The sequence below is a fragment of the Lysinibacillus sp. FSL K6-0057 genome, from assembly GCF_038630885.1.
GTDB lineage: Bacteria > Bacillota > Bacilli > Bacillales_A > Planococcaceae > Lysinibacillus > Lysinibacillus fusiformis_F.
The window spans coordinates 3890679-3914521 of the sequence record NZ_CP152047.1; the positions used below are offsets into that span (position 1 = coordinate 3890679).

Sequence of the window (23843 nt, forward strand, 5' to 3'; positions counted from 1 at the left end):
GTGTTTGTTACAATTTCAATGTCGTTTTATCCAGTTTTCAAAGAACAAGTTTTGAAGTGTTTCATTCAAAAGAATGAACCTTCAAAACTGAACGCAAAACGTAATCTTACAAACCCAAGGTTTGTATTCCGAAATAATCCTTAGAAAGGAGGTGATCCAGCCGCACCTTCCGATACGGCTACCTTGTTACGACTTCACCCCAATCATCTATCCCACCTTCGGCGGCTGGCTCCAAAAGGTTACCTCACCGACTTCGGGTGTTACAAACTCTCGTGGTGTGACGGGCGGTGTGTACAAGGCCCGGGAACGTATTCACCGCGGCATGCTGATCCGCGATTACTAGCGATTCCGGCTTCATGTAGGCGAGTTGCAGCCTACAATCCGAACTGAGAACGACTTTATCGGATTAGCTCCCTCTCGCGAGTTGGCAACCGTTTGTATCGTCCATTGTAGCACGTGTGTAGCCCAGGTCATAAGGGGCATGATGATTTGACGTCATCCCCACCTTCCTCCGGTTTGTCACCGGCAGTCACCTTAGAGTGCCCAACTAAATGATGGCAACTAAGATCAAGGGTTGCGCTCGTTGCGGGACTTAACCCAACATCTCACGACACGAGCTGACGACAACCATGCACCACCTGTCACCGTTGCCCCCGAAGGGGAAACTATATCTCTACAGTGGTCAACGGGATGTCAAGACCTGGTAAGGTTCTTCGCGTTGCTTCGAATTAAACCACATGCTCCACCGCTTGTGCGGGCCCCCGTCAATTCCTTTGAGTTTCAGTCTTGCGACCGTACTCCCCAGGCGGAGTGCTTAATGCGTTAGCTGCAGCACTAAGGGGCGGAAACCCCCTAACACTTAGCACTCATCGTTTACGGCGTGGACTACCAGGGTATCTAATCCTGTTTGCTCCCCACGCTTTCGCGCCTCAGTGTCAGTTACAGACCAGATAGTCGCCTTCGCCACTGGTGTTCCTCCAAATCTCTACGCATTTCACCGCTACACTTGGAATTCCACTATCCTCTTCTGCACTCAAGTCTCCCAGTTTCCAATGACCCTCCACGGTTGAGCCGTGGGCTTTCACATCAGACTTAAGAAACCACCTGCGCGCGCTTTACGCCCAATAATTCCGGACAACGCTTGCCACCTACGTATTACCGCGGCTGCTGGCACGTAGTTAGCCGTGGCTTTCTAATAAGGTACCGTCAAGGTACAGCCAGTTACTACTGTACTTGTTCTTCCCTTACAACAGAGTTTTACGAACCGAAATCCTTCTTCACTCACGCGGCGTTGCTCCATCAGGCTTTCGCCCATTGTGGAAGATTCCCTACTGCTGCCTCCCGTAGGAGTCTGGGCCGTGTCTCAGTCCCAGTGTGGCCGATCACCCTCTCAGGTCGGCTACGCATCGTCGCCTTGGTGAGCCGTTACCTCACCAACTAGCTAATGCGCCGCGGGCCCATCCTATAGCGACAGCCGAAACCGTCTTTCAGTGTTTCACCATGAGGTGAAACAAATTATTCGGTATTAGCCCCGGTTTCCCGGAGTTATCCCAAACTATAGGGTAGGTTGCCCACGTGTTACTCACCCGTCCGCCGCTAACGTCGAAGGAGCAAGCTCCTTCTCTGTTCGCTCGACTTGCATGTATTAGGCACGCCGCCAGCGTTCGTCCTGAGCCAGGATCAAACTCTCCATAAAAGAAATTTGATTAGCTCAAATTGTTTTGCTGGCATCAATTTTGATGTCCAAAATTTTTGTTTCGTTCACTCGCCGAAGCTAGCTACTTAAAACTTTATTGATTACGTTTTGCTTGTTCAGTTTTCAAGGTTCATTTTTTCAAGTCGTTTTCAGCGACTTTATTATCATATCTCATTCACAACAAGAAGTCAACAACTTTTTTAAAACTTTCTTTTCAAGCGTTCCTTCTTGTTAAGGACAAGTAATAATATATAATATAGCATTTTAAAAATCAAGCATTTTTCGTAAAAAAATTAAAAATCTTTTTAATATCTATTACAAACAATAGAATTCCTGCTAATACAATCAATCCACCGATGATTTGTGTCATGATTAAATACTCTTTAAATATCAACAAGGCTAAAAGAGCGGCTCCTACAGGCTCGAATAATATAGCAATTGAAACAACATTCGTACTAACATATTTAATAGACCAATTAAACAAAGTATGACCAAGTAAGTTTGGTATTAATGCTAATAAAATAAACCATAACCAATCCATCGAAGAGTATGGACCAAAAGATTCCCCTTTAACCAATACATATATAAATAAAGTAATGGTACTCACAACATATACAACCATTGTATAGGTCACTAAAGATAATCTCTTTCGTACATCCTGTCCTAATAGAAAATATGCTGTCGCTAGGGCACAAGCAATGAGTGCTAGTATATCTCCATAAAAGGCTGTTCCACTTACTTTAAAATCACCCCAACTAATTAAAACACTTCCTATTATGGCAATTGATCCTGCAACGATTGTTTTCATCGTTATTTTCTCTTTAAAGAAAAAGTATGTTCCCACAAATGCAAACAAGGGTTGTAGTGTTACTAAAACTGTAGAACTTGCTACTGAAGTATAGTTGAGTGATTCAAACCATAATATAAAATGAAATGCTAAAAAAATCCCCGCAACTGAAGAAAATAGCCAATCACGTCTATTTAAAGTAGTTAACTCCTTTGTATATCCTCTCAAAAACAATGGTGCCATTATTAAAACAGAAAATAACATGCGATAAAATGCGATAATGCCCGCTTCCGCCGATGCTAGTTTCACAAAAATAGCTGACATAGATACTGAAATTACACCAATAACTATCGGGATGTATGGATGAATTTTAGGCTGCTCCATAAAACCCCACCTCCCTGAAAAAATACTTATATGTCCTCACTTCATGTTGTACAATACAAAAAAGTGATGCACATATAATAATGACAGTTTGCATATCTCTTAGCAATACGAAATATCAATGGAGGGTTGTGTATGGAAACACTATTGGAAAATATGATTACATATGAAGTTGGCATAAAATTAGTTATTGCAGCCACATTAAGTTTAGTAATCGGTATCGAAAGGGAATTAAAGAAAAAACCAGTGGGATTAAAAACAAGTTTAGTTATTGCTACTTTCAGTTGCTTATTAACGATCATCTCCATTGAGACAGCCTACTCAACCCCTGCTAGAGAAGATATCAATATTACGATGGACCCTCTTCGTTTAGCTGCACAAATTGTTAGCGGAATTGGCTTTCTTGGTGCAGGAGTCATTCTAAGACGCGGTAATGACAGTATTACGGGTTTAACAACTGCTGCCATGATTTGGGGAGCCGCTGGTATCGGTATTGCAGTTGGTGCGGGATTTTACATGGATGCAACATTAGCTGTTGTGATCATTGTTTTTGGTATTGAAGTACTCTCGCCTTTCCTTATGAAAATCGGGCCAAAGCGAATTCGTATGCGAGAAATTTTATTAAAAGTTCAAATTGATGATGACAATCATACAGAATCATTTCTATTATTTTTAAAGGACAACAACATTATCATCGAAAACATACGCATCAAAGATGTACCTTTAAAAAATGATAGTGTTTTACATGAATTAGATTTACGTCTATCCTTAATTGTCTCTGATAATTTGTTGTCATTTTATCGTTCATTACGAGCACTATCTTATATAGAAAAAATCGAAATGGAAATTTTAAACTAGTTGGAGGATTTTTTATGGCAGAACTATTAAAACTACTAAAAGACGGCAATAAACCCTCTCTAATGGCTGCATGTGTAAATGCCTTTTTAGGGATTATTAAAGGGATCGCCTTTTTCTTTACAGGTAATGTTGCCATGTTTGCAGAAATGATGCACTCTCTAGGGGATGCAGCTAACCAATTATTTGTGTATATAGGCTCAGCTCTTTCTAAAAAGGCACCTACAAAACAATTTCCCAGTGGCTTTGGCCGTATTGTCAACTTAGTATGCCTCTTTGCTGTTATTATTGTAGCTATACTTTCTTATGAAACAATAAAAGAAGGTTGGCATCATTTTATTCATCCTGCTGGTGAGTCTAGTGGGATACTGATTGCCCTAGGAGTACTATTCATAGGGATTGTTTTAGAAGGAACCGTGCTAGCTAAAGCGGCTGCAGAGGTACTACATGAAGCAGGTCAAGAAAAGGCAGGTATCACAGCGATTCCAAAAGCATTCTCTTATTTAAATCGAGCAAAACCGGCAACAAAATTAGTTTTTATGGAAGATTTAGTTGCTACTGCGGGTAACTTCTTAGCCTTTGCAGCTATTTTAATTGCTTATTTTACAGGTTGGGGTCGAATAGAAGGACTAGTTTCGATGATAATCGGAGCCATGATGTTTTATGTAGTTGGTAAAGTGTTCCTCGATAATGCACGTGGCGTCATTGGTGAGACAGATGAGGAAATGTTAAACCATATCGCTCACCTTGTAATGGATGATCCGAACATTAAAGATATTGTGCGCCTTGAAGTGGTTAAAGAAGGGGAGTTTTTACATGTAGAACTAGTAGCTGAAGCTGATCCCCTTTTATCGCTAGCTTTTTTAGACGATGTTCGAGATCATTTAACAGAAGTCATCTTAAGCCAAAAAGGGGTATCGAAAGTAGCTATATTATTCGACGAAGATGATGGTAAAACAAGCTGGATACATGTTGGTGAAAAGCCAAATAACTCCATTTAATACTTTATAAAGATAAATAGCCAATTGCCGTATTCCAGGCAGTTGGCTATTTATTATACTAGTTTTAAATAATCTCGTCCGTCATTAATTTTTACTTCATTTAGATAATTAGGAATATCCTCATAACCTACAAAGACATGGTTTGTAATCATAAACGTAAGTAATTTGTTACAAGCAATCGTTTTTCTTTTACCATTCTGTTGAATAACGATTTTTGAAAATTGTAGAGAAGCTTGACGGTTGGCTAACGCATATTCTTCGGCATTTAGAATGTTTCTGCCATCCACATGACAACCCAACACGAAATTCCCTGCAAAAGAATCCTTTAATACATTCGGATGCATGGATTGATAATGTACTTCAGCAATTGAATCTTCTATATTCATGAATTGATGGGCTACCAAATAATGTTTTAAAGCACCTTTTAAATCAATTGCAATAGCTGTATCTGCTAAAATCGTTCGATAATAAACAGGAACAATTTCAGCACCCCCCAAATACGGCTTAACTTCTACAACAATTTCTCCAGAAGGACGAACAAATAATTGTACAATTGCTTTATTTACACCATCCGAAAAAATAATATTCGTTTGCCCAAAACGTAAGCTTTTAAAAAATATACTTTGATCTACAATGTATCCAGTGATTATTTTATCATTTTCAATCTGCAATGATTTCGCTTCAATTCCCAATACTTCTACACAATTCTGCATTTTATATACATGCTGCTGAAATGGCATTTCTACACAACTTAATGTAACAATACGGTCCTCTAGCAATTGTTTCAACATTTGATCCCTCTCCTCTTTGTTTAATATTGTAATTATTTTAATAAAGGTGACTGAACAACTTCTGAACATCGACATATTAGTTGAGTGATTACGACAAAAAACTGTTCATTTCTATCATTCAAAAATCGCCTTATAGTAAAACAACCGACAATATAGGTTGAATGACTCAATAAAAAACGTGACTTTTCTCACTTAAAACAAAGAAAAATATATTTTTAACCCTTTTATTATCTATCTATTTTATTATATTGCAGGACTAAAGAAACTTCTACGACAAAATTCAACATTTATCGTTAATTTTTCTTAACCTTGCAATAAAAAAGTATGAGGCTATCAACATAGCCTCATACTTTATGTTTAAAGAGAATTTTGTAAAATAGTTCTTACATCTTGCTCTTGCAATTTATTAAAGTTTCCAAAAGGTCCATTTTGCATAGCATGATCAATAATCTGTTGGAATTTCGAATCATCAATATCGTAATCAGCTAAACGATTAGGCGCTCCTAATGATGTCCAAAATGCAGATAAACAATCAATTCCCTCGTAAGCAACCTCTTCAACTGTCTTACCAGTTGCATCGACTCCAAATACACGTGTTGCTATACCTGCAAAACGCGCAGGATTTACTGGTACACTTAGACGCATCCAATGTGGTTGAAGAATTGCTAAACCACCCGCATGTGGAATATCATATACAGCCGATACAGCATGTTCAATATTATGGGATGCCCAATCCCCGCGAGAACCAATGGATAAGAATCCATTTAAACCAATTGTCCCTGCTAATAGAATGGTTTCACGTAACTGCGTATTTTCTAGGTCCTCTACTAATTTTGGAGCTGTCGTAATAACCGTTCGCAATACACCTTCACACATTTCGTCTGTAATTGGGGTATTCGTTGTGTTATGGAAATATTGCTCAAATACATGTGACATCATATCAACAATTCCATAGACAGTGTGGTTTTTAGGTACAGTCACTGTATATGCTGGATTTAGTATTGAAAATTTTGGGAAGGCTGCTGGGCTACCCCAACTTAGTTTTTCTTCTGTAGCAGCATTTGTAATCACCGATCCAGCATTCATTTCAGACCCTGTAGCAGCAAGTGTTAACACTGTTCCTAGTGGTAAGGCCTGTTCTACTAACACTTTACGTGTCACGATATCCCAAGCATCGCCATCATATTTTGCACCAGCAACGATTAATTTAGAACAATCGATTACTGAACCACCACCAACAGCCAGAACTAAGTCAATTCCTTCTGTTTTACATAGTTCAATACCACGTCTAGCTGTTTCTACTCGTGGATTTGGCTCTACACCGCTTAATTCAAAAATCGTTTTATCCGCCTGTTGTAATTTCTCTATAACAGCATTGTATACACCATTCGCTTTAATGCTTCCGCCACCATATACAACTAAAACCTTGTTCCCAAATTGCTCTAATTCTTTCGGTAATTTTTCCAGTGCGTCCTCACCAAAATGTAGTTTCACTGGGTTAAAAAAAGTAAATGAATCCATCTAATTCGCCCCTTTCTAGTTGGATTTTCTCATAATTGCGCTAGAGAAAGCAAAGATTAAACGCTGCAACACTTTGCTATTTCTAAAGGTTTTATCAAACTGTTCAGATTTTGTTCAGATAATAGTTGTATAGTACTATTTAATACATAAAATAAAAGGAAATTTTGCACATGCTTATTATTATAATTGCTGCTGTAACCATTATTTTGGGCTTTTTTCTGCTAAGATTTTTCAAAATCCAAAAAATAAGGAAAGAAAAAAAGATGCTACTAGAACAGCGCCTAGATCACCTTATTCAATCGAATAAAAATGAAAAAAATGAGTCATCCCATTAATTTAGGAATGACTCATTATCTTATCTTTTGATTACTTAAACCCATCCACGGAAGCGTGAAGCTTCTGCAGTACGGCGAACACCTACCATGTAAGCCGCTAAGCGCATGTTGATGTTACGTGTTGTAGCTGTTGTATAAACATTGTCAAATGCTTCAACCATTTTTTTGTATAGACGTTCTTCCACTTCTTCTTCTGTCCAATAATAACCTTGGTTATTTTGTACCCATTCGAAGTAAGAAACTGTCACACCACCAGCAGAGGCTAATACGTCTGGTACAAGTAAAATGCCACGCTCTGTTAAGATTTTAGTTGCTTCAGCAGTTGTAGGACCGTTTGCTGCTTCTACTACGATATTTGCTTTAACATTGTGTGCATTGTCAGCTGTAATTTGATTTTCAATAGCAGCTGGCACTAAAATGTCACAATCAAGCTCTAATAATTCTTTGTTTGAAATTGTGTTTTCAAATAAAGTAGTTACTGTTCCGAAGCTATCACGACGATCTAATAAATAGTCGATATCTAAACCTTCAGGATCATGAAGGGCACCATAAGCATCTGAAATACCGATTACTTTTGCACCTAAGTCATGCATGAATTTCGCAAGGAAGCTACCTGCGTTACCAAATCCTTGAATAACAACACGAGCACCTTTAATATCAATACCACGTTTTTTAGCTGCTTCTTCGATTACGATTGTAACACCTTGTGCAGTCGCACGGTCACGACCTTGAGAACCACCAAGTACTAGTGGCTTCCCAGTGATGAAGCCTGGGGAGTTGAATTCATCCATGCGGCTGTATTCATCCATCATCCATGCCATAATTTGTGCATTTGTAAATACGTCTGGCGCAGGAATATCTTTTGTTGGCCCCACGATTTGACTTACTGCACGTACATAACCACGGCTTAAGCGTTCAATTTCGCCCATAGACATTTGACGAGGATCACAAATGACACCGCCTTTACCACCACCGTAAGGTAGATCGACAATACCACATTTCAATGTCATCCACATTGAAAGCGCTTTAACTTCCTCCTCAGACACTTGCGGGTGGAAACGAACCCCACCTTTAGTTGGTCCTACAGCATCATTATGTTGTGCGCGGTAACCTGTAAATACTTTTGTTGTACCATCATCCATTTTCACTGGAATGCGTACTTGTAGCATGCGAAGCGGTTCCTTTAGTAATTCATACATTGCTTCATCATAGCCAAGTTTATTTAGAGCATCTTGAATGACATCTTGAGTTGATGTGAAAAGATTTAAGTTTTCAGACATTATTAAATCGCCTCTTTGTTTTTTTTAATGATAGTTATCGGCATCATTGTAACATACTTCCGAATTAAAATGTGAACATTTTGTTAAAGTTTAAATACTTTTTCAATTTGTTCAATTGACCAATCTAAATCCTCTTGAGAAATAACAAGTGGTGGGGCAAAACGAATTACTGTATCATGTGTTTCTTTACATAATAGACCTAATTCTTTAAGTTTTTCACAGTATGGACGAGCTGCTTCTGTTAGCTCCATACCGATAAATAAACCGCGACCACGTACATCCTTAATAACAGGGTTGTTAATTTCTTTTAATTTACCTTTGAAGTATTCACCAAGTTCGTGTGAACGCTCTGCTAATTTTTCATCTAATAAAACTTTAATAGATGCAATTGAAACTGCACAAGCTAAAGGATTACCTCCGAAAGTTGAACCATGTGAACCTGGGTTGAATACACCTAAAATGCTACGGTTTGCAGCCACACAAGAAATTGGGAATACGCCGCCACCTAGTGCTTTACCTAAGATATACATATCTGGTTCTACTTCTTCCCAATCACAAGCAAACATTTTACCTGTACGTGCTAAACCAGCTTGAATTTCGTCAGCAATGAATAGTACATTGTTTTCACGGCAAAGTTCACGAGCTGCTTTTAAGAAGCCTTCTGTTGGAATTACGATACCAGCTTCGCCTTGAATTGGTTCAATTAAAAATGCAGCAGTGTTTGGTGTAATAGCAGCTTTTAAAGCTTCAAGATTACCGTAATCTACTAATTTAACGTTTGGTAGCATTGGACCAAAACCACGACGGTATTCTTCATCAGAAGATAGAGATACAGCTAGCATTGTACGACCATGGAAGTTACCATTACATGCAATAACTTCAGCCTTACCCTCTTCTACGCCTTTTACATCGTATGCCCAACGGCGAGCTGCTTTAAACGCAGTTTCTACTGCTTCAGCACCAGTATTCATTGGTAATACCATTTCTTTATTTGTTAATTTCCCTACTAGCTCATACCATTCTCCAAGGTTTTCACTGTAGAAAGCACGTGAAGTTAATGTTACTTTATCAGCTTGCTCTTTTAAAGCAGCGATAATTTTTGGGTGACGGTGTCCTTGGTTAACAGCTGAATAAGCTGATAACATATCTAAATATTTGTTGCCTTCTGGATCTTTAACCCAAGCACCCTCAGCCTCTGAAATAACGATTGGCAGTGGATGATAGTTTGCTGCACCAAAATTTTGTGTTTGTTCAATAACTTGTTGAGTTTTTGTCATATCCTATTCTCTCCTTACTAAATCATGATGAAAAACTTTTAATAGAAAGGGACTATGTATCACTATAAGTAGAATGATTAAGAATTTAACAACAATTCAAACGATAAATTTGCTAACTTCTCCAAGGTAAACTACGTCATGGATGTCTACGGTTATAGCCAGGGTAGCGTTACCTAGAGAAGTGTCACAAATTCATTCAAAATGCCTCAATTTCTACTTACTTTGAACAGCCCTCACGTCAATGTGAAAATTAAAGCATTTCTGAAGTTGTTTTTGCTTGCATATGCAGTTGTAGGTAGTCTGGGCCACCTGCTTTTGAATCTGTACCTGACATGTTGAAGCCACCGAATGGTTGGTAACCAACGATTGCACCTGTACAGCCACGGTTGAAGTAAAGGTTTCCTACATGGAATTCTTCACGCGCTTTTTCTAGGTTCACACGGTTAGTTGTGATAACAGCGCCTGTTAAACCGTATTCTGTATCGTTTGCAATTTCAATCGCGTGGTCGAAATCTTTTGCTTTTGCGATCGCTACGACTGGTCCGAAGATTTCTTCTTTCATAATACGTGCAGAAGGCTCTACGTCCGCGAAGACAGTTGGTTGTACGAAGTAACCGACTGAATCATCCGCTGTACCACCAGCTACTAGACGACCTTCGCCTTTACCGATTTCGATGTATTCCGTAATTTTATTGAATGCCGCTTGGTCAATAACCGTTGCCATAAAGTTGCTGAAATCAGTTGGATCTCCCACTGTTAAAGCGTTTGTTAACTCTTCTACACGGTTCACCACTTGGTCATACACATCTTCTACGATAACAGCACGAGAACATGCTGAACATTTTTGACCAGAGAAGCCAAATGCTGATTTCACGATCGATTGTGCAGCTAATTCTAAATCTGCTTCTTTATCGACTACGATTGTATCTTTACCGCCCATTTCAGCGATAACGCGTTTAATCCAAATTTGACCGTCATTTAACACAGATGCACGTTGGTTAATACGTAAGCCAACATCACGTGAACCTGTGAAGCTGATGAAACGAGTTTTTGGATGATCAACTAAATAGTCGCCCACTTCAGCACCAGAACCTGGTACAAAGTTAACAGCTCCTGCTGGAAGACCTGCTTCTTCTAATACTTCGATAAATTTATACGCTACAACTGGAGTTGTTGAAGCTGGTTTTAATAAAACTGTGTTCCCTGTTACTAAAGCAGCTACTGTTGTACCAGCCATGATTGCAAATGGGAAGTTCCAAGGAGAAATGACGATACCAATTCCTAGTGGAATATAGTCATAACGGTTGTACTCACCTGGACGGCTTTCTACTGGTTGACCGTTTTTAATGCGTAGCATTTGGCGACCATAGTATTCCAAGAAGTCGATTGCTTCCGCTGTATCTGCATCTGCCTCTGCCCATGGTTTCCCAGCTTCTTTTGTTAATAAAGCAGAGAATTCATGTTTACGACGACGGATGATCGCTGCTGCTTTGAATAAAACGTCTGCACGAATCGCTGGATCAACTTTTTTCCAAGTTTTAAATGTTTCATCTGCCGCTTGCATTGCTTTTTCAGCTAAATCTTTGCTTGCTTTCGAAACGCGACCAATGACTTCTGTTTTCTTTGCAGGATTGTACGAAACGATTTTATCTTCCGTTGTAATGCGCTCGCCACCAATAATTAGTGGGTAGTCTTGACCTAAGTAACCTTCAACTTTATTTAAAGCCTCTACATAAGCATTGTAGTTTGCCTCTTGTGAAAAATCTGTGAATGGTTCGTGTTTGTATGGAATCATACTTAATCCTCCCTTGTGAAATGTATTTGGGTATGCAAAAAACATTGACGCAAAATATCTTTGCGTATAAAATATCCTTACACTTATTATAATGCAAAATTTCGTTGCATATTTCAAGTAAAAAATTTTTGAGGTGCACATTTTTATGAAAAATTCTGAACCTTTACTACCTTTTTATGAGTTTATTGCAACAAATGTATCCGTTGGTATTCATGCAGTAGACCTCTCTGGCAAAACGATTATTTATAATACAAAAATGAAAGAAATTGAAGGATTTCATTTTGATGAACTTGCGGATCGTTCCATTATTGAAATGTTTTCCTTCCGACAACACGAAAGTACATTAATGCGTGTTTTACAAACAGGAAAAAAAGAAATTAATGTTAAACAATCCTACTGGAATAAAAATGGCCATGAAATTACAACAATCAATGATACTTTTCCACTTTTTGTTGAAGGTAAACTAATTGGCGCAATCGAATTTGCACGTGATATTACCTCACTGGAAAAGCTTGTTTATCAACCCCTTCGTCGTTACGATGAACCATTAACATTTGATATGATTAAAGCTGATTCTGAATCAATGAAGCAGGTTATCGAAAACGCTAAAAAAGCAGCCGCTGTAAAATTACCAGTATTATTAATTGGCGAATCTGGCACAGGGAAAGATCTAGTAGCTGAAGGAATTCACCACGCAGCTTCCCCCGACCCTGACGCCTTTGTGACACTCGTTAGTCGCCGTTCAGCTCAATCGGTGCTTGATAAATTACAACAGCTATTAGAAGAAGATAAAGATTATACCTTTTTCTTTGAACGTATCGATTTTTTAAGCTTAGACATTCAAGAGCAGCTTTTAGATATACTGCATTCGCTTCCACAGTCCAAATATATGCTAATTGGAAGTGTGGGCAGTGACCCTATTACATTGATTGCCGAAAAAAAGCTGTCTAAATCTCTTTATTATTTTTTTGCAACAATGGCTATTACCATTCCCAATTTAACGGATCGAAAAGAAGATATTCTTCCATTTGTCGATGATTATTTTAGTCGACATCGAGAACGCTTTGCCTCCCAAGTCACTGAACTTGCACCAGATGTACAGGAATTATTTTTACAATATGATTGGCCAGGGAATTTAAAGGAACTTGAGCTACTACTGGATGAGATTGTTTCATTTATGACTACGGAGTCCACTGTTACTTCAGATTTATTACCTTTACATTTCCGCTTCAAAGTGCAGCAGCAAGATACAAACAATCGTGAACCAGAATTTTTTATGTTCCATCAAAATCACAATGTCATGCCACTCGATGCCTATTTGCGTGAAGCCGAATCATATTATGTGCAAAATGTCTTAAATTTATATGAGGGCAATATTACAAAGGCAGCGAATGCACTTGGTATGAGCAGACAAAACCTACAATATCGAATCCGCAAAATAAAAAAACAATAGCAAAAAACGAGGATACCTTCATTCGAAAGCATCCTCGTTTTTTTATTGACCAGATTGTTCAATCCAGTCCTGTAATTTATCTTTTAAGGAATTAAAACCATTCGCATCCGATTCATCTACACGGTCCTGCAATGATTTTCGTGGTGGTGCATCTTTTTTTCTTACTGTTGCTGGGCGATCCTGTAGCGCTCTCATCGATAAACTAATTTTTTCGGCCTCTTCATCGATTTCAAGAATCTTGACTTCTACTTCTTGCCCAACCGCTAAAAATTCACTAACGTCCTTCACAAAGCCGTATGTTATTTCCGAAATATGCACAAGGCCTTGCGTATTGTCATCTAGCGCAACAAATGCACCATATGGTTGAATACCTGTAACTTTTCCGGTCAACACGTCTCCTAATTCATATTTTTTTACCATAACCTTTGCCCACTTTCTTTTTGTTTGCTACGTATATATCGCTTAAATTATAACATACGTGTAAATACGGGGCAAAAAATCTCCTTACTCGGAAATGGCTGTAATGATGTAACGTTTTTCACCTTTTCCTGTAGTCACTGTACCTAACTGGAAGGTTAAATGCTGCCCAATCATCTGAACTGATTCTGGCTTAACACCTGCTTTAATGGTTGTTTGGGAGGCATCTATGGCATAAAGAACTATAAAATGTTCCATCCCATCAAATTGAACCACTTTATTCAAATCTACATCTTGAGACAATAACCGTTTAGCTGTTTCTTGATCTCCTTTTCCTTGCGCATATAAGAAGAGGCTTACAACGTTCATTGGATTTAATGAATCTAGGATGGTATCAGCTTTGCTTGACGTATACGCATTGTATAGGCCTTCCGTTTGGATAATCCAGCGGTAATCAATTTGTAAGCTTGTCGAACCATCTTCTGATTCTATATAGACTTCGTTAGTTAAATATGAAAGCTCTATCCCCATATCCTGTCTTGTCAGTTTGTCTATTGTTTTGGATGTTCCTTTTCCCTTAAATTCTTCGAGGATGAATTGTGCGGTTAAGCGCATCGATTCTCCATACTTTCCATTTGCCGTATCATTTAATAGCTTTATATGTTCGGGTGAGTATCTACTTTTATCATCAATACCTTTTAATAGTGCAAGCCACGCATTTTCAAACTCTTTCTTTAAATTGCGTGATTGGAAATCGAGTCCTGATGTTGATAGGTCATTTATTAATGTTCTTTCGTATAATTTTAAAATACGAGCAGATTCTTCCGCAGAAAATCGTAAATCCTCACCATTGAATAAAGAGCCTGTAGCCAAATATTTAAAATAGCCTAAGATATCCGGATGAAGACGGTCAATAGAGGCTGGTGCATCTTTCATAAATAGAGGATTTGTTTTAAAACTATAGATATTCCCATCATGTGACAACTCGAAATATTGTTTTTTGGTCGTCTCAATCAATTCTTTTAGTTCTTTAGGATAATCTTTCTTTGCTTGTGGAAGTACGGTATTAAACTGGGAAAGTTCATTTGTATAATATGTCAAAACATCTTTCGTTGCGTAGTAATATATGCTAAAGAAATATCTAGATTCGGCAAATGACATCGGGTTTTCGTAGGTTTCAATTTGCTCTATCAGTTCTCGAGGTGTTTGCAAACGGTCTATTATTTCTTGCTCTAATTGTGTTAAATATTTTGGATCATCAGCCATTCTGTTTAAAACTATTTTTTTATTTTTAGCTTTATCATTGTATAGATAATCAGCAGATACAACAAATGTTAGTTTCTTAAAGTTTTCCTCAGGTATATTGAGCTCAAGGCGTGTTTTTTCACGTTTTTCATGATACTTCTTTTGAAATCTAGAAAACCAATCTTCATAGTTGCTTTCTATCTCCTTTTCTTCATCTGAATGAACGAGTGCTGAAGGATGGAACATATAAGACGAAATTAGAATACCTACCAAAAGCACACTGGCAATACTTGCGATCCATACAGCCGATTTTTGCCATCTTGCAGAAGGCTTTCGCACCGTATTCATACTTTCTAGAGACTCTCTTACATTATCCTCAGCTTCAATTTGCTGAAGAACTCGTTGTGGGTCTAGCTGTGATTCCATTCGATCATAGGATTTTTTTAGTAGTGCCATACGTTGATTAAATTGCTTATCATCCATTTTCAACACTCCCATCTTGCATTAATGCTGCCTTTAGCTTTTCCTTCGCACGTAATAATCGCACTTTCACCGTCGATAGTGAAATATTTAAGACTTCAGCGATTTCTTCGTATTTTAATTCGTGGAAATAATACAACACGAGAGGATAACGGTATTTTTCATCAAGGGCCTGAATGGCACTGTGTAGATGCCTGTCCTCTTCAAACAAAAGAACATTCTCTTCTGCAGATGAATAGGTCTTTTGCTGCTGGGCATGTAGCTTGTCCTCTTTTGCCTGCTGTCGCTGTTCCTTACGATAATAATCACGAGTAGCATTTAATGTGATTTTATAGAGCCACGTTGTAAATCGATCCTGTTTAAATTGATGTAAAAAGCGATACAGTTTGACAAATACCTCCTGCGAAACATCAGCTAAATCATTCGTATGTACACCACATTGAAAGGCAAACTTTTCAACGGTTCGTTGATGATTGCGGATAAGCTCGATATAGGCCTCTTTATCTCCTTGCTGTGCCCTTGCTATTAATTCAACCTCCATCATGGCTATCCCCCCTTTTTGTTAATGGAACGATGCAATCTGCCTAATTGTTACATAAATTAGATGTCTTTCCTTATATGTCATCATTCTATATTTTTACTCCATCAAATGTCTTCCGATCTATCATCAATTTTCTGATATTTGCTTGTGTTATGAGAATATTGAGGTAAAATAAAACTTTAGTATAAGGAGGATTTATTTTCGTGTCATCGAGGGATCAATTTACAACTAAAATTGGGTTTATTTTAGCTGCCGCAGGAAGTGCTATAGGGCTGGGAGCCATTTGGAAATTTCCCTATATGGCAGGTACGAATGGCGGTAGTGTCTTTATTTTATTATTTATTTTATGTACATTTTTTATTGGTTTACCAGTGCTCATTGCTGAGTTTATGATTGGTCGCCGAGGTCAAAAGGATGCTGTCACTTCCTTTAAGGAACAAGCGCCAGGAAAGCCATGGTATTTGATTGGTTGGGGTGGTATGGTGATTGCCGGCCTTATCTTATCATTCTATAGCGTTGTTGGTGGATGGATTTTAAGCTACTTGGGTCGTGCCCTTACATTTAAGCTAACGAATGCTGGCTCTGACATCAACTACACCGATTTATTTAGCAAGATTATTTCAAGTCCATTTGAAGCCATTCTTGTACAGGGACTATTTATGTTATTAACAGTAGTCATTGTGTCAGCAGGTATTAAGGGTGGTATTGAAAAAGCCAGCACATGGATGATGCCTCTCCTCTTTATATTCTTTATTGTCCTAGTTATCCGCTCTTTAACTTTAGACGGGGCCATGGAAGGCGTTAAATTTATGTTTTTACCTGATTGGTCCTATTTTAATGCTGAAACATTTTTAATGGCTTTAGGACAAGCTTTCTTCTCATTAAGTGTAGGTATTGCCGTTATGATTACATATGCTTCCTATTTGTCTAAAAAAGAGAAGATTGGTAACTCTGCGATAAATGTAGCATCCATGAATATTATTATTTCTTTACTGGCGGGCCTTGTTATTTTCCCAGCAGTATTTGCACTTGGCTATACACCCGATCAAGGGCCTGGCTTAGTATTCATTATTTTGCCAGCTGTATTCGAACAGTTACCTCTTGGGGGCTTATTCTTAACAATCTTCTTCATTCTGTTACTTTTTGCTACAGTGACTTCTTCCATTTCCATGTTAGAAATTGTCGTGGCTATCGCCATTGGTGATAAATCAGAAAAACGTAGAAAGATTGCTTGGATTGGTGGAATCATTATTTTCATCGTTGGTATTCCAAGTGCCCTTTCATTTGGTATATTATCCGATGTAAAAATATTAGATCGCTCTATTTTTGACTTTGTTGATTTTATGACCAATAGCATCGGTATGCCGATAGGAGCTTTGTTGATTTCAATTTTTGCAGGTTATTATTATACTAAGGATATTTCACGTAAGGAATTAGCTGCATCTAGCTTACTGTTTAATATTTGGTACATTTTAATTCGCTACGTCTCCCCACTCGCCATTTTGGTCATTTTCATTCAGGGGATTTTACCTTTATTTAAATAAGTATTAACCTCAATCACTCCATTAAAAAAGAGGTTGTCCATTGACAACCCCTTTTTTTATAAGGAATATGCAAAATATTTTAAATAATACATTTCGCTTCAAATTTAATGGCAATTAGTTTGTAAGAAATGGCTACACAATCTTCAAACGGTATCCATTGTTCAAACGAATGCTCATATGTTTCTTGAATAACTTTTGCAAGTGTCGATGGATCATCAATTCCTTGCAAGGCTGCTACTACATCTGCTGTTTCTGTATCATAATGGTCTGGACCTAAGTGGAATGGATCCCACTCCTCTAGCAGATGGACAGCTGCTTGATTCATCTTAATATTTTCCAAAATACTCACCTATTATCCTTTGATCATACTCGTATGATACCATAGTAAAAAAAAAAGAAAAGAGTGATTTGCTTGTCTATTTTTGATCAAACTATCAAACGTCGATGTACAAACTCTGTAAAATGGGACGCAATGGAAAAGGTTTATGGCCTAAACGATGCGGCAGATATCTTGCCAATGTGGGTAGCTGATATGGATTTTGCTGCACCTACAGCTGTTTCAAAGGCTTTACAACAACATGCTGAACAAACTATTTTTGGCTATAGTTTTATGAGCGAAGAAGCGATCCAGTCCATTGTAGACTGGCAAAGTACTCGCCATGACTGGCACATTGAGAAAGAAGCCATCCTATTCTGTAATGGCGTGGTCGCTGCATTAGCTAACAGCATTGTAGCACTAACTAATCCTGGTGACAAAGTACTCATTTCACCACCAGTTTATCCGCCATTCTTTAACATACCAAAAAGTAATGGTCGTGAAGTTGTAAGCTGCCCATTAGTTGAAGAAGATGGAATGTTTGTCTATGATTTTGAAGCCTTCGAGCAGGCTTTAGCACAAGATGTGAAAGCCTACATATTCTGTAACCCTCATAATCCAGGAGGCTATGTATGGGATGAAGCTACTTTAAAGGAAATTGTACGACTTTGTGCTAAATACGATGTCATCATTATTTCTGATGAAATCCATGCTGATTTAATGATCAATGGGGATAAGCATATACCTTTAGCTAAAGTTGCAGGGGATGAAATCAATCGCATTGTTACGTGTATGGCTCCTACTAAAACATTTAACTTAGCAGGCATTCAAGTGTCATATATGATCGTAACAGATAAGAAAAAACGCCTGCAGCTAGAGGCCATCAATATGGCAAGTGGACAAGGCTCATTAAATACATTTGCCTCTGTTGCCCTTCATGCTGCTTATACAGAAGGGGCTCCTTGGTTAGATGAATTACTTTCTTATATTTCTGCTAACATGGATTATGTGAAAGCTGAATTAGAACAGATTCCAGGCATTCGTGTTACGATTCCTCAATCCACTTATCTAATCTGGATTGATTACCGAGAGCTAGCGCTTGAAGAGAAGGATATCATGAATCGCTTACTAGAAATCGGCAAGCTGGCACTAGAACCAGGGACAAAATACGGAGAAGAAGGTCGTGGCTTCCTACGAATGAATTTGGCTTGTTCATTTGATACTGTGAAAGATGGAGTCGAGCGTTTTAAAAAGGTCTTTGCAGAATAAAAATGGTTGAAAGGTTATCTCTACTTTTGGAGATAGCCTTTTTATGTTTAAAATCATAATTTTGTGGAAAAGTTTCTTATCAGTTGGATTTTAAAAGAGGTGTTTTACATGGACATCGTTCCATTAACGATTAAACGTGCCTATATGACATTCCTATTTCCTTTCGCCTATTCCACAAAAAATCGTCAAAAAATTGGTGATGTACTACTAAAGGAAGGTTTTTCTTTTTTCACCTTGAAAAACACATCTCTTGAAGACGCCTTTTACAGTGACATGACGATTATACATGAGGAGCTTGCTCAATTTTTCTATCCTTTTCTGGAGGATAAACTATTTCCAAACGAAATGAATAGCCCTGACTTTATTCGTTTTTCGAAAGCATTTTATACACAAGGCTCCTTACATCTTCAAGAAAGTCAAATCAATTATAATTACGAAGTGATGAGTATCGATGTGACATTATGTCCTTTTGGGAATGGCATTATAACAGTAAGAACAAATATTACAGATCAATCACATGATCTAAGTGATATATTAAATTTTGTTCATTATTTTAGAGTATTAGAGGCTAAGCTACGAGAGGAGAAAGGTGCCAGTCATCATTTTTCATTTGGTCATTGTTCTTCTACAAGTGAATTATTATTTAAGTATTTTATACCTTATTTACAGCCTTTTCTATTACATCAACAAGACCACAGCTACGAAGGCTTACCGTTCTTTGAAGATGAGCGAATGTTTGCCTCAGCTTATTTCATTGCTGAGGAAGAGGCTAAACTATTACCTGAGCATTTATTTCGATTAGGGCAAGTTGATGGTAGGACACCAGATGGCAAGCCCTTTATTTCTAGCACGAATCCTCACTATATCTCTAATTATGTACAAGAGCACGCCCATACACGCTGGGCACCTAATAGTTATATTATCACCTCGTCACAGGCACAGATGACAATTACAAATAGGCCGTTTGATAAATGTACTCATAGTATTCAAGAATTTATGGGTACGCACTATTACAACTTGTTCATTCATTATTTTTATAAAATGATGCTCTTAAAGCTTTCCTATGAGTATAGTGAAATAAAATGGGGCAAAGATAAGCAGGTTATCAATGAACTAATCGAGCTGATTACAAAGTTCTCTGCACGCTATTATTTTGAAGAAGTCATCGTAAGAACAGAAGGCAGAGAAATTTCTCAAATGCTGCGAAAGTATTTCCGTATAAATGAACATTATCTGGAAACTAAAGCAACATTGGACAGTTTGTATCGTATACAAGAAGACCAATCTGATAATCGAAGTAATAATTTACTGTTTATTTTAACAGTTTTTACTGTTGTATCCGGTATTTACGGTATGAACTTAGTCATTGAAGGTTGGAAAGATAGCAGTGATTTCGATAGCATCGGTAGTTATACACTCTTTGAATGGGTAGCCTTTATTACTGCATTGAGTGGGATTGGCTTATCACTCGTACTGGTTTGTTTCACTGTCCTCAAAACACTGCAAAATAGTATTCGCCGCTTTAAAAAATGATACAAAGAAAGAATCTGCTCGCCCTCCGTGGCAAGCAGATTCCTTTTTTTAGATATTCTGTTGATTGTTTGTGTTTTTCTTATCCGCTAGAATACGTGCTTCAATTTCTTTTGATTTCAATTCTTGTTTCTTAGAAATTTTTCTGAAAAGCGTAAACACGATAATACATAAAATAAGCATAATTAAAAATTCAAATGCTGCTGGAATATAACCTGATTTGTCTTCTGGGAAATATAAAAATTGATACATAAAGTTTTGCATGTTCTACACGTCCTTATAAGTATTATTCAAAGACTGTAATTGACTCAATTTTCACATCTTCTAATGGTTTATCACGGAAATCTTTTTCCACATCCGCAATTTTATCCACAATGTCCATACCTTCTACAACATGACCGAATACTGTGTGTTTATGGTCTAACCAAGGTGTACCACCATTTTGAGCATAAGCTTCGATGATCTCTTCTGGGAAGCCTGCCCCTTGTAATTGACGAAGCATATCACTTGGAAGGTGCTTCATTTGTACAATAAAGAATTGAGAACCATTTGTATTTGGACCTGCATTTGCCATTGAAAGCGCTCCACGTAGGTTAAACAATTGATCTGAGAACTCATCTTCAAAGGAATTACCCCAAATTGATTCTCCGCCCATACCAGTACCAGTTGGGTCGCCACCCTGAATCATGAAGTCTTGAATAACACGGTGGAAAACAATGCCGTTATAGTAGCCTGATTTAGCATGCCCTAAAAAGTTCTCAACCGTTTTTGGTGCGTGCTCAGGGAATAATTTAATTTTGACAGCACCTAATGTTGTGTTCATTTCTACAAGCACTTCGCCTGCTTGTACGTCTGTTGTTAATTGTGGAAACATGGAAGTCTCTCCTTTAATGATAAATTTCAGTTTCAATAAAAAAGATGCCTGTGCATCCTTTCTGACCTCATTTTAGTCTAACATACTTCTTATTGGTTTTCTCCCTCAAAGTATTGACGATTTTTGCACTTTTACTATTCATTTTTAAAACGAAGTAAATAGGTCCGAGCGAGTATTTGGAATCAATCCAAAATATGTTATTCTGATGAAGGATTTATAGAAAGAGTGGAGGCACACATGAAAAAGGCTTTTGGTTTTTTTATTATCGTTCTATCCCTTCCTGCTTTATGGTGGATTAGCACAAACATTAAAACAGAAATCAATATAGCACAAGCACATGAGGAACAAATGACAAATGCTATACATTTACCTGAGGTAGAGGCCCAGCTACCTGTTACCCTTATTGATCGAAATGGGCAAACATTTAGTGAGGAATATGTCGAATGGCGGCAGCCACTAAGTTTACAAGAAATTCCACAAATTGCCCAGGAAATATTCATCACAAGTGAGGATGCTGATTTTTATGAGCATATCGGCTTTGATTTAAGTGCGATTATTCGTGCGGTTGTAGCTAATTCAAATAGTAACACCACCTCTCAAGGTGGTAGTACCATCACACAACAGCTTGTTCGAATGCGTTATTTATCTGAGGAAAAAACATATGAACGGAAATTGACAGAGCTTTTTTATGCATATGAATTAGAAAAAGAATTTGATAAAGATGCCATTTTAACAATGTACCTGAATGAATCCTATTTTAGCAATCAAGTTTATGGCATTGGCGGAGCAGCCACTTATTATTTTCAAAAGCCACTCCAAGAATTATCTATTGCTGAAATAGCTTTCATTGCTGCTATCCCAAATAACCCCTCCCTTTACAATCCTTTAAAAAATTTTGATCAAACTAAAGCGAGGCAGGAACGATTGTTAGATACCCTTGCAGCAAATGGGGCGATTACAGAGGAAGAGGCAAAAAAAAATAAGGCTACTCCCATTACATTAAATGTGAAAGATAAAATTCAAAGTTATCCAATGTATAGCACTTATGTTCTTCAAGAGCTAAAATGGCTAGTTGCAGAAAAAGAAGGTTATGCGGATCGACTAAGCATTACAGTTAATGAGGAAGAGAAGAAAAACATTAAAGTACAATTAGATAATCGACTTCATACATTATTTCAAAATGGACTCATCATTCAAACGACGCTTGATCCAACTAAACAGCAGCATGATGAGGAAAAAATGTCAGCTATTCTTGAGGCTAGCCCATTGCAAGCAGCAGGTGCGGTCATTGAAAACCAATCAAGAGAAATAGTCAGTCTGTATGCAGGAAAGAACTATGAAAAATTTGATTTTCATCGTGCATTCCAAGGAACACGGCAGCCAGGGTCTGCCTTTAAGCCACTGGCAGTCTATGCACCATTTTTCGAAACGACATCCCATACACCTGATTCGATTGTCAATGGTGGTCGTTATTGTGTGGGCTCCTTTTGCCCCCAAAACTATGGAGGCTATACGTATGGTGATGTTACTATTCGTACTGCTTTTCGACACAGCTATAATACATCTGCACTGCGTCTCTTTCAAACAGTTGGCGTTGAAACAGCCTTTGACTACCTTAATCGCTTTCACTTCCGCTCCATTGTAGAGAAAGATCATAACTATGCAGCATCATTAGGAGGATTAACCTATGGTGTGACAGCATTAGAACTAGCAGATGCTTATACAAGCTTTATTGATGGCTCTTATGTTCTTGCACATAGTATACGAAAAGTTACAGCTTTAGATGGAACAGAGCTTTATAGTTGGGATACACAGCGTGATCAGATCTGGTCTCCTAAAACAGTAAAATACATGCGTGAACTCCTTGCAGATGTTGTAGCAAACGGTACGGGTCAAGGTGTCTATAGTAACAGCAGCTACGTTGGTGCAAAAACAGGGACAACGAATGACTATCGAGACTACTGGCTTGCGGGGCTCAATGATGATTATACTGCCGCCGTTTGGCTAGGATATGATAAACCTCAGTCGATGCAGCAATTAGAGGAATACAAAATCCACCATCAATTATTTAATGTTTTGCTTGAGTAGTGAAACAACTAAAAGGTAGTAGTCGCTGAGACTACTACCTTTTCATAGTGTTGAAAAACAAAACCATCAATAGAATTTTTGTGAAAGGTGAAAATGGTTTCCGTTGCAGGCTACTTGCTTTCCTGTGGGCGAGCGCCGAGCCGCTTCCTCCGCTACCGCTCCACTCCTCCCCACAAATTTAGCAAAGGTTTTCAAATAAAGTGAAGATATTCACTACTCATTTTATGGAGAGGTGATGTCACGAATCACTTCTCCACATTTTTCACTACTGTTAGTATGAAAGAAAAGGAAAAAACACTTTTGCAGAATGGTTAATTGGAGTGGAAACAGCGTCACAGATGGGGCCCTGGAACCAACGTTAGTGAGT

The 23843-nt window shown here is 38.0% G+C and carries 19 protein-coding genes and 1 rRNA gene; 7 read left to right on the forward strand and 13 right to left on the reverse strand.

The window, feature by feature from the left end; all coding sequences use genetic code 11:
- Window positions 1–144: 144 nt before the first annotated feature.
- Window positions 145–1696: ribosomal RNA gene (locus MHB40_RS19385) — 16S ribosomal RNA — on the reverse strand.
- A gap of 271 nt (window positions 1697–1967) precedes the next feature.
- Window positions 1968–2867: a DMT family transporter gene (locus MHB40_RS19390; protein WP_205445163.1), complete on the reverse strand. Its 900-nt coding sequence runs from the start codon at window positions 2865–2867 to the stop codon at window positions 1968–1970.
- A 132-nt stretch (window positions 2868–2999) separates the two neighbouring features.
- On the opposite strand from MHB40_RS19390, the gene MHB40_RS19395 reads away from it, so the two are divergent.
- Both MHB40_RS19395 and MHB40_RS19400 read left to right on the forward strand, forming a co-directional pair.
- A complete protein-coding gene (locus MHB40_RS19395) occupies window positions 3000–3722 on the forward strand; it encodes an MgtC/SapB family protein (protein ID WP_205445165.1) in 723 nt (240 codons plus the stop codon).
- A gap of 14 nt (window positions 3723–3736) precedes the next feature.
- Window positions 3737–4720, forward strand: a complete 984-nt coding sequence (locus MHB40_RS19400) for a cation diffusion facilitator family transporter (RefSeq protein ID WP_342441355.1) — start codon at window positions 3737–3739, stop codon at window positions 4718–4720.
- Window positions 4721–4773: 53 nt separating this feature from the next.
- Here the strand turns inward: MHB40_RS19400 and MHB40_RS19405 are convergent, their stop codons facing one another.
- The 5 genes from MHB40_RS19405 to pruA form a co-directional block, all read right to left on the reverse strand.
- Window positions 4774–5511 carry a hypothetical protein gene (locus MHB40_RS19405; RefSeq protein ID WP_205445169.1) on the reverse strand — a complete coding sequence of 246 codons (738 nt, stop codon included), beginning with the start codon at window positions 5509–5511 and terminating at the stop codon, window positions 4774–4776.
- 357 nt (window positions 5512–5868) lie between these two features.
- Window positions 5869–7032, reverse strand: coding sequence for an iron-containing alcohol dehydrogenase (locus MHB40_RS19410; RefSeq protein ID WP_342441356.1), 1164 nt, complete (start codon window positions 7030–7032; stop codon window positions 5869–5871).
- A 370-nt stretch (window positions 7033–7402) separates the two neighbouring features.
- Entirely contained in the window at window positions 7403–8647 is a 1245-nt protein-coding gene (locus tag MHB40_RS19415; RefSeq protein WP_004233781.1) for a Glu/Leu/Phe/Val dehydrogenase, read from the reverse strand.
- An 83-nt stretch (window positions 8648–8730) separates the two neighbouring features.
- On the reverse strand, window positions 8731–9924 hold the full coding sequence (locus tag MHB40_RS19420; protein WP_205445172.1) for an ornithine--oxo-acid transaminase: 1194 nt from the start codon (window positions 9922–9924) through the stop codon (window positions 8731–8733).
- Window positions 9925–10174: 250 nt separating this feature from the next.
- Entirely contained in the window at window positions 10175–11719 is a 1545-nt protein-coding gene (gene pruA, locus MHB40_RS19425) for an L-glutamate gamma-semialdehyde dehydrogenase (RefSeq protein ID WP_069480049.1), read from the reverse strand.
- Between the two features lie 145 nt (window positions 11720–11864).
- Between pruA and MHB40_RS19430 the strand changes: the two genes are divergently transcribed.
- The gene (locus MHB40_RS19430; RefSeq protein WP_342441357.1) at window positions 11865–13172 is read left to right on the forward strand and encodes a sigma 54-interacting transcriptional regulator; all 1308 of its coding nucleotides are present in this window, start codon (window positions 11865–11867) and stop codon (window positions 13170–13172) included.
- A gap of 42 nt (window positions 13173–13214) precedes the next feature.
- Here MHB40_RS19430 and yugI read toward each other — a convergent pair whose 3' ends face one another.
- The 3 genes from yugI to MHB40_RS19445 form a co-directional block, all read right to left on the reverse strand.
- Window positions 13215–13592: a S1 domain-containing post-transcriptional regulator GSP13 gene (gene yugI, locus MHB40_RS19435; protein WP_004228409.1), complete on the reverse strand. Its 378-nt coding sequence runs from the start codon at window positions 13590–13592 to the stop codon at window positions 13215–13217.
- 84 nt (window positions 13593–13676) lie between these two features.
- Window positions 13677–15317, reverse strand: a complete 1641-nt coding sequence (locus MHB40_RS19440; RefSeq protein WP_342533224.1) for a hypothetical protein — start codon at window positions 15315–15317, stop codon at window positions 13677–13679.
- Window positions 15310–15858, reverse strand: coding sequence for a sigma-70 family RNA polymerase sigma factor (locus MHB40_RS19445; protein WP_205445177.1), 549 nt, complete (start codon window positions 15856–15858; stop codon window positions 15310–15312). Before MHB40_RS19445 ends, MHB40_RS19440 begins: the two co-directional genes overlap by 8 nt.
- Before the next feature lie 200 nt (window positions 15859–16058).
- Here MHB40_RS19445 and MHB40_RS19450 point away from each other — a divergent pair, with 200 nt between their 5' ends.
- Entirely contained in the window at window positions 16059–17399 is a 1341-nt protein-coding gene (locus MHB40_RS19450) for a sodium-dependent transporter (protein ID WP_342441359.1), read from the forward strand.
- 79 nt (window positions 17400–17478) lie between these two features.
- Here the strand turns inward: MHB40_RS19450 and MHB40_RS19455 are convergent, their stop codons facing one another.
- Entirely contained in the window at window positions 17479–17739 is a 261-nt protein-coding gene (locus MHB40_RS19455) for a DUF1871 family protein (protein WP_004228396.1), read from the reverse strand.
- A gap of 72 nt (window positions 17740–17811) precedes the next feature.
- On the opposite strand from MHB40_RS19455, the gene MHB40_RS19460 reads away from it, so the two are divergent.
- Together MHB40_RS19460 and MHB40_RS19465 are read left to right on the forward strand one after the other, a co-directional pair.
- Window positions 17812–18984, forward strand: coding sequence for a MalY/PatB family protein (locus MHB40_RS19460; RefSeq protein ID WP_342441360.1), 1173 nt, complete (start codon window positions 17812–17814; stop codon window positions 18982–18984).
- Window positions 18985–19092: 108 nt separating this feature from the next.
- Window positions 19093–20517 carry a hypothetical protein gene (locus MHB40_RS19465; protein WP_342441361.1) on the forward strand — a complete coding sequence of 475 codons (1425 nt, stop codon included), beginning with the start codon at window positions 19093–19095 and terminating at the stop codon, window positions 20515–20517.
- Window positions 20518–20565: 48 nt separating this feature from the next.
- On the opposite strand, the gene MHB40_RS19470 is transcribed toward MHB40_RS19465, so the two are convergent.
- Both MHB40_RS19470 and MHB40_RS19475 read right to left on the reverse strand, forming a co-directional pair.
- A complete protein-coding gene (locus MHB40_RS19470; protein WP_205445184.1) occupies window positions 20566–20778 on the reverse strand; it encodes a hypothetical protein in 213 nt (70 codons plus the stop codon).
- A 22-nt stretch (window positions 20779–20800) separates the two neighbouring features.
- On the reverse strand, window positions 20801–21388 hold the full coding sequence (locus MHB40_RS19475) for a peptidylprolyl isomerase (protein ID WP_205445186.1): 588 nt from the start codon (window positions 21386–21388) through the stop codon (window positions 20801–20803).
- A 237-nt stretch (window positions 21389–21625) separates the two neighbouring features.
- On the opposite strand from MHB40_RS19475, the gene MHB40_RS19480 reads away from it, so the two are divergent.
- Window positions 21626–23476: a transglycosylase domain-containing protein gene (locus MHB40_RS19480; RefSeq protein WP_342441362.1), complete on the forward strand. Its 1851-nt coding sequence runs from the start codon at window positions 21626–21628 to the stop codon at window positions 23474–23476.
- Window positions 23477–23843 lie beyond the last annotated feature (367 nt).

What these genes read in the sequence shown, in the direction of transcription:
- MHB40_RS19390 (WP_205445163.1), bottom strand. Translation starts at nt 2,867, where the DNA reads ATGGAGCAGCCTAAAATTCATCCATACATCCCGATAGTTATTGGTGTA.
- MHB40_RS19395 (WP_205445165.1), top strand. Translation starts at nt 3,000, where the DNA reads ATGGAAACACTATTGGAAAATATGATTACATATGAAGTTGGCATAAAA.
- MHB40_RS19400 (WP_342441355.1), top strand. Translation starts at nt 3,737, where the DNA reads ATGGCAGAACTATTAAAACTACTAAAAGACGGCAATAAACCCTCTCTA.
- MHB40_RS19405 (WP_205445169.1), bottom strand. Translation starts at nt 5,511, where the DNA reads ATGTTGAAACAATTGCTAGAGGACCGTATTGTTACATTAAGTTGTGTA.
- MHB40_RS19410 (WP_342441356.1), bottom strand. Translation starts at nt 7,032, where the DNA reads ATGGATTCATTTACTTTTTTTAACCCAGTGAAACTACATTTTGGTGAG.
- MHB40_RS19415 (WP_004233781.1), bottom strand. Translation starts at nt 8,647, where the DNA reads ATGTCTGAAAACTTAAATCTTTTCACATCAACTCAAGATGTCATTCAA.
- MHB40_RS19420 (WP_205445172.1), bottom strand. Translation starts at nt 9,924, where the DNA reads ATGACAAAAACTCAACAAGTTATTGAACAAACACAAAATTTTGGTGCA.
- pruA (WP_069480049.1), bottom strand. Translation starts at nt 11,719, where the DNA reads ATGATTCCATACAAACACGAACCATTCACAGATTTTTCACAAGAGGCA.
- MHB40_RS19430 (WP_342441357.1), top strand. Translation starts at nt 11,865, where the DNA reads ATGAAAAATTCTGAACCTTTACTACCTTTTTATGAGTTTATTGCAACA.
- yugI (WP_004228409.1), bottom strand. Translation starts at nt 13,592, where the DNA reads ATGGTAAAAAAATATGAATTAGGAGACGTGTTGACCGGAAAAGTTACA.
- MHB40_RS19440 (WP_342533224.1), bottom strand. Translation starts at nt 15,317, where the DNA reads ATGGATGATAAGCAATTTAATCAACGTATGGCACTACTAAAAAAATCC.
- MHB40_RS19445 (WP_205445177.1), bottom strand. Translation starts at nt 15,858, where the DNA reads ATGATGGAGGTTGAATTAATAGCAAGGGCACAGCAAGGAGATAAAGAG.
- MHB40_RS19465 (WP_342441361.1), top strand. Translation starts at nt 19,093, where the DNA reads ATGGACATCGTTCCATTAACGATTAAACGTGCCTATATGACATTCCTA.
- MHB40_RS19470 (WP_205445184.1), bottom strand. Translation starts at nt 20,778, where the DNA reads ATGCAAAACTTTATGTATCAATTTTTATATTTCCCAGAAGACAAATCA.
- MHB40_RS19475 (WP_205445186.1), bottom strand. Translation starts at nt 21,388, where the DNA reads ATGTTTCCACAATTAACAACAGACGTACAAGCAGGCGAAGTGCTTGTA.
- MHB40_RS19480 (WP_342441362.1), top strand. Translation starts at nt 21,626, where the DNA reads ATGAAAAAGGCTTTTGGTTTTTTTATTATCGTTCTATCCCTTCCTGCT.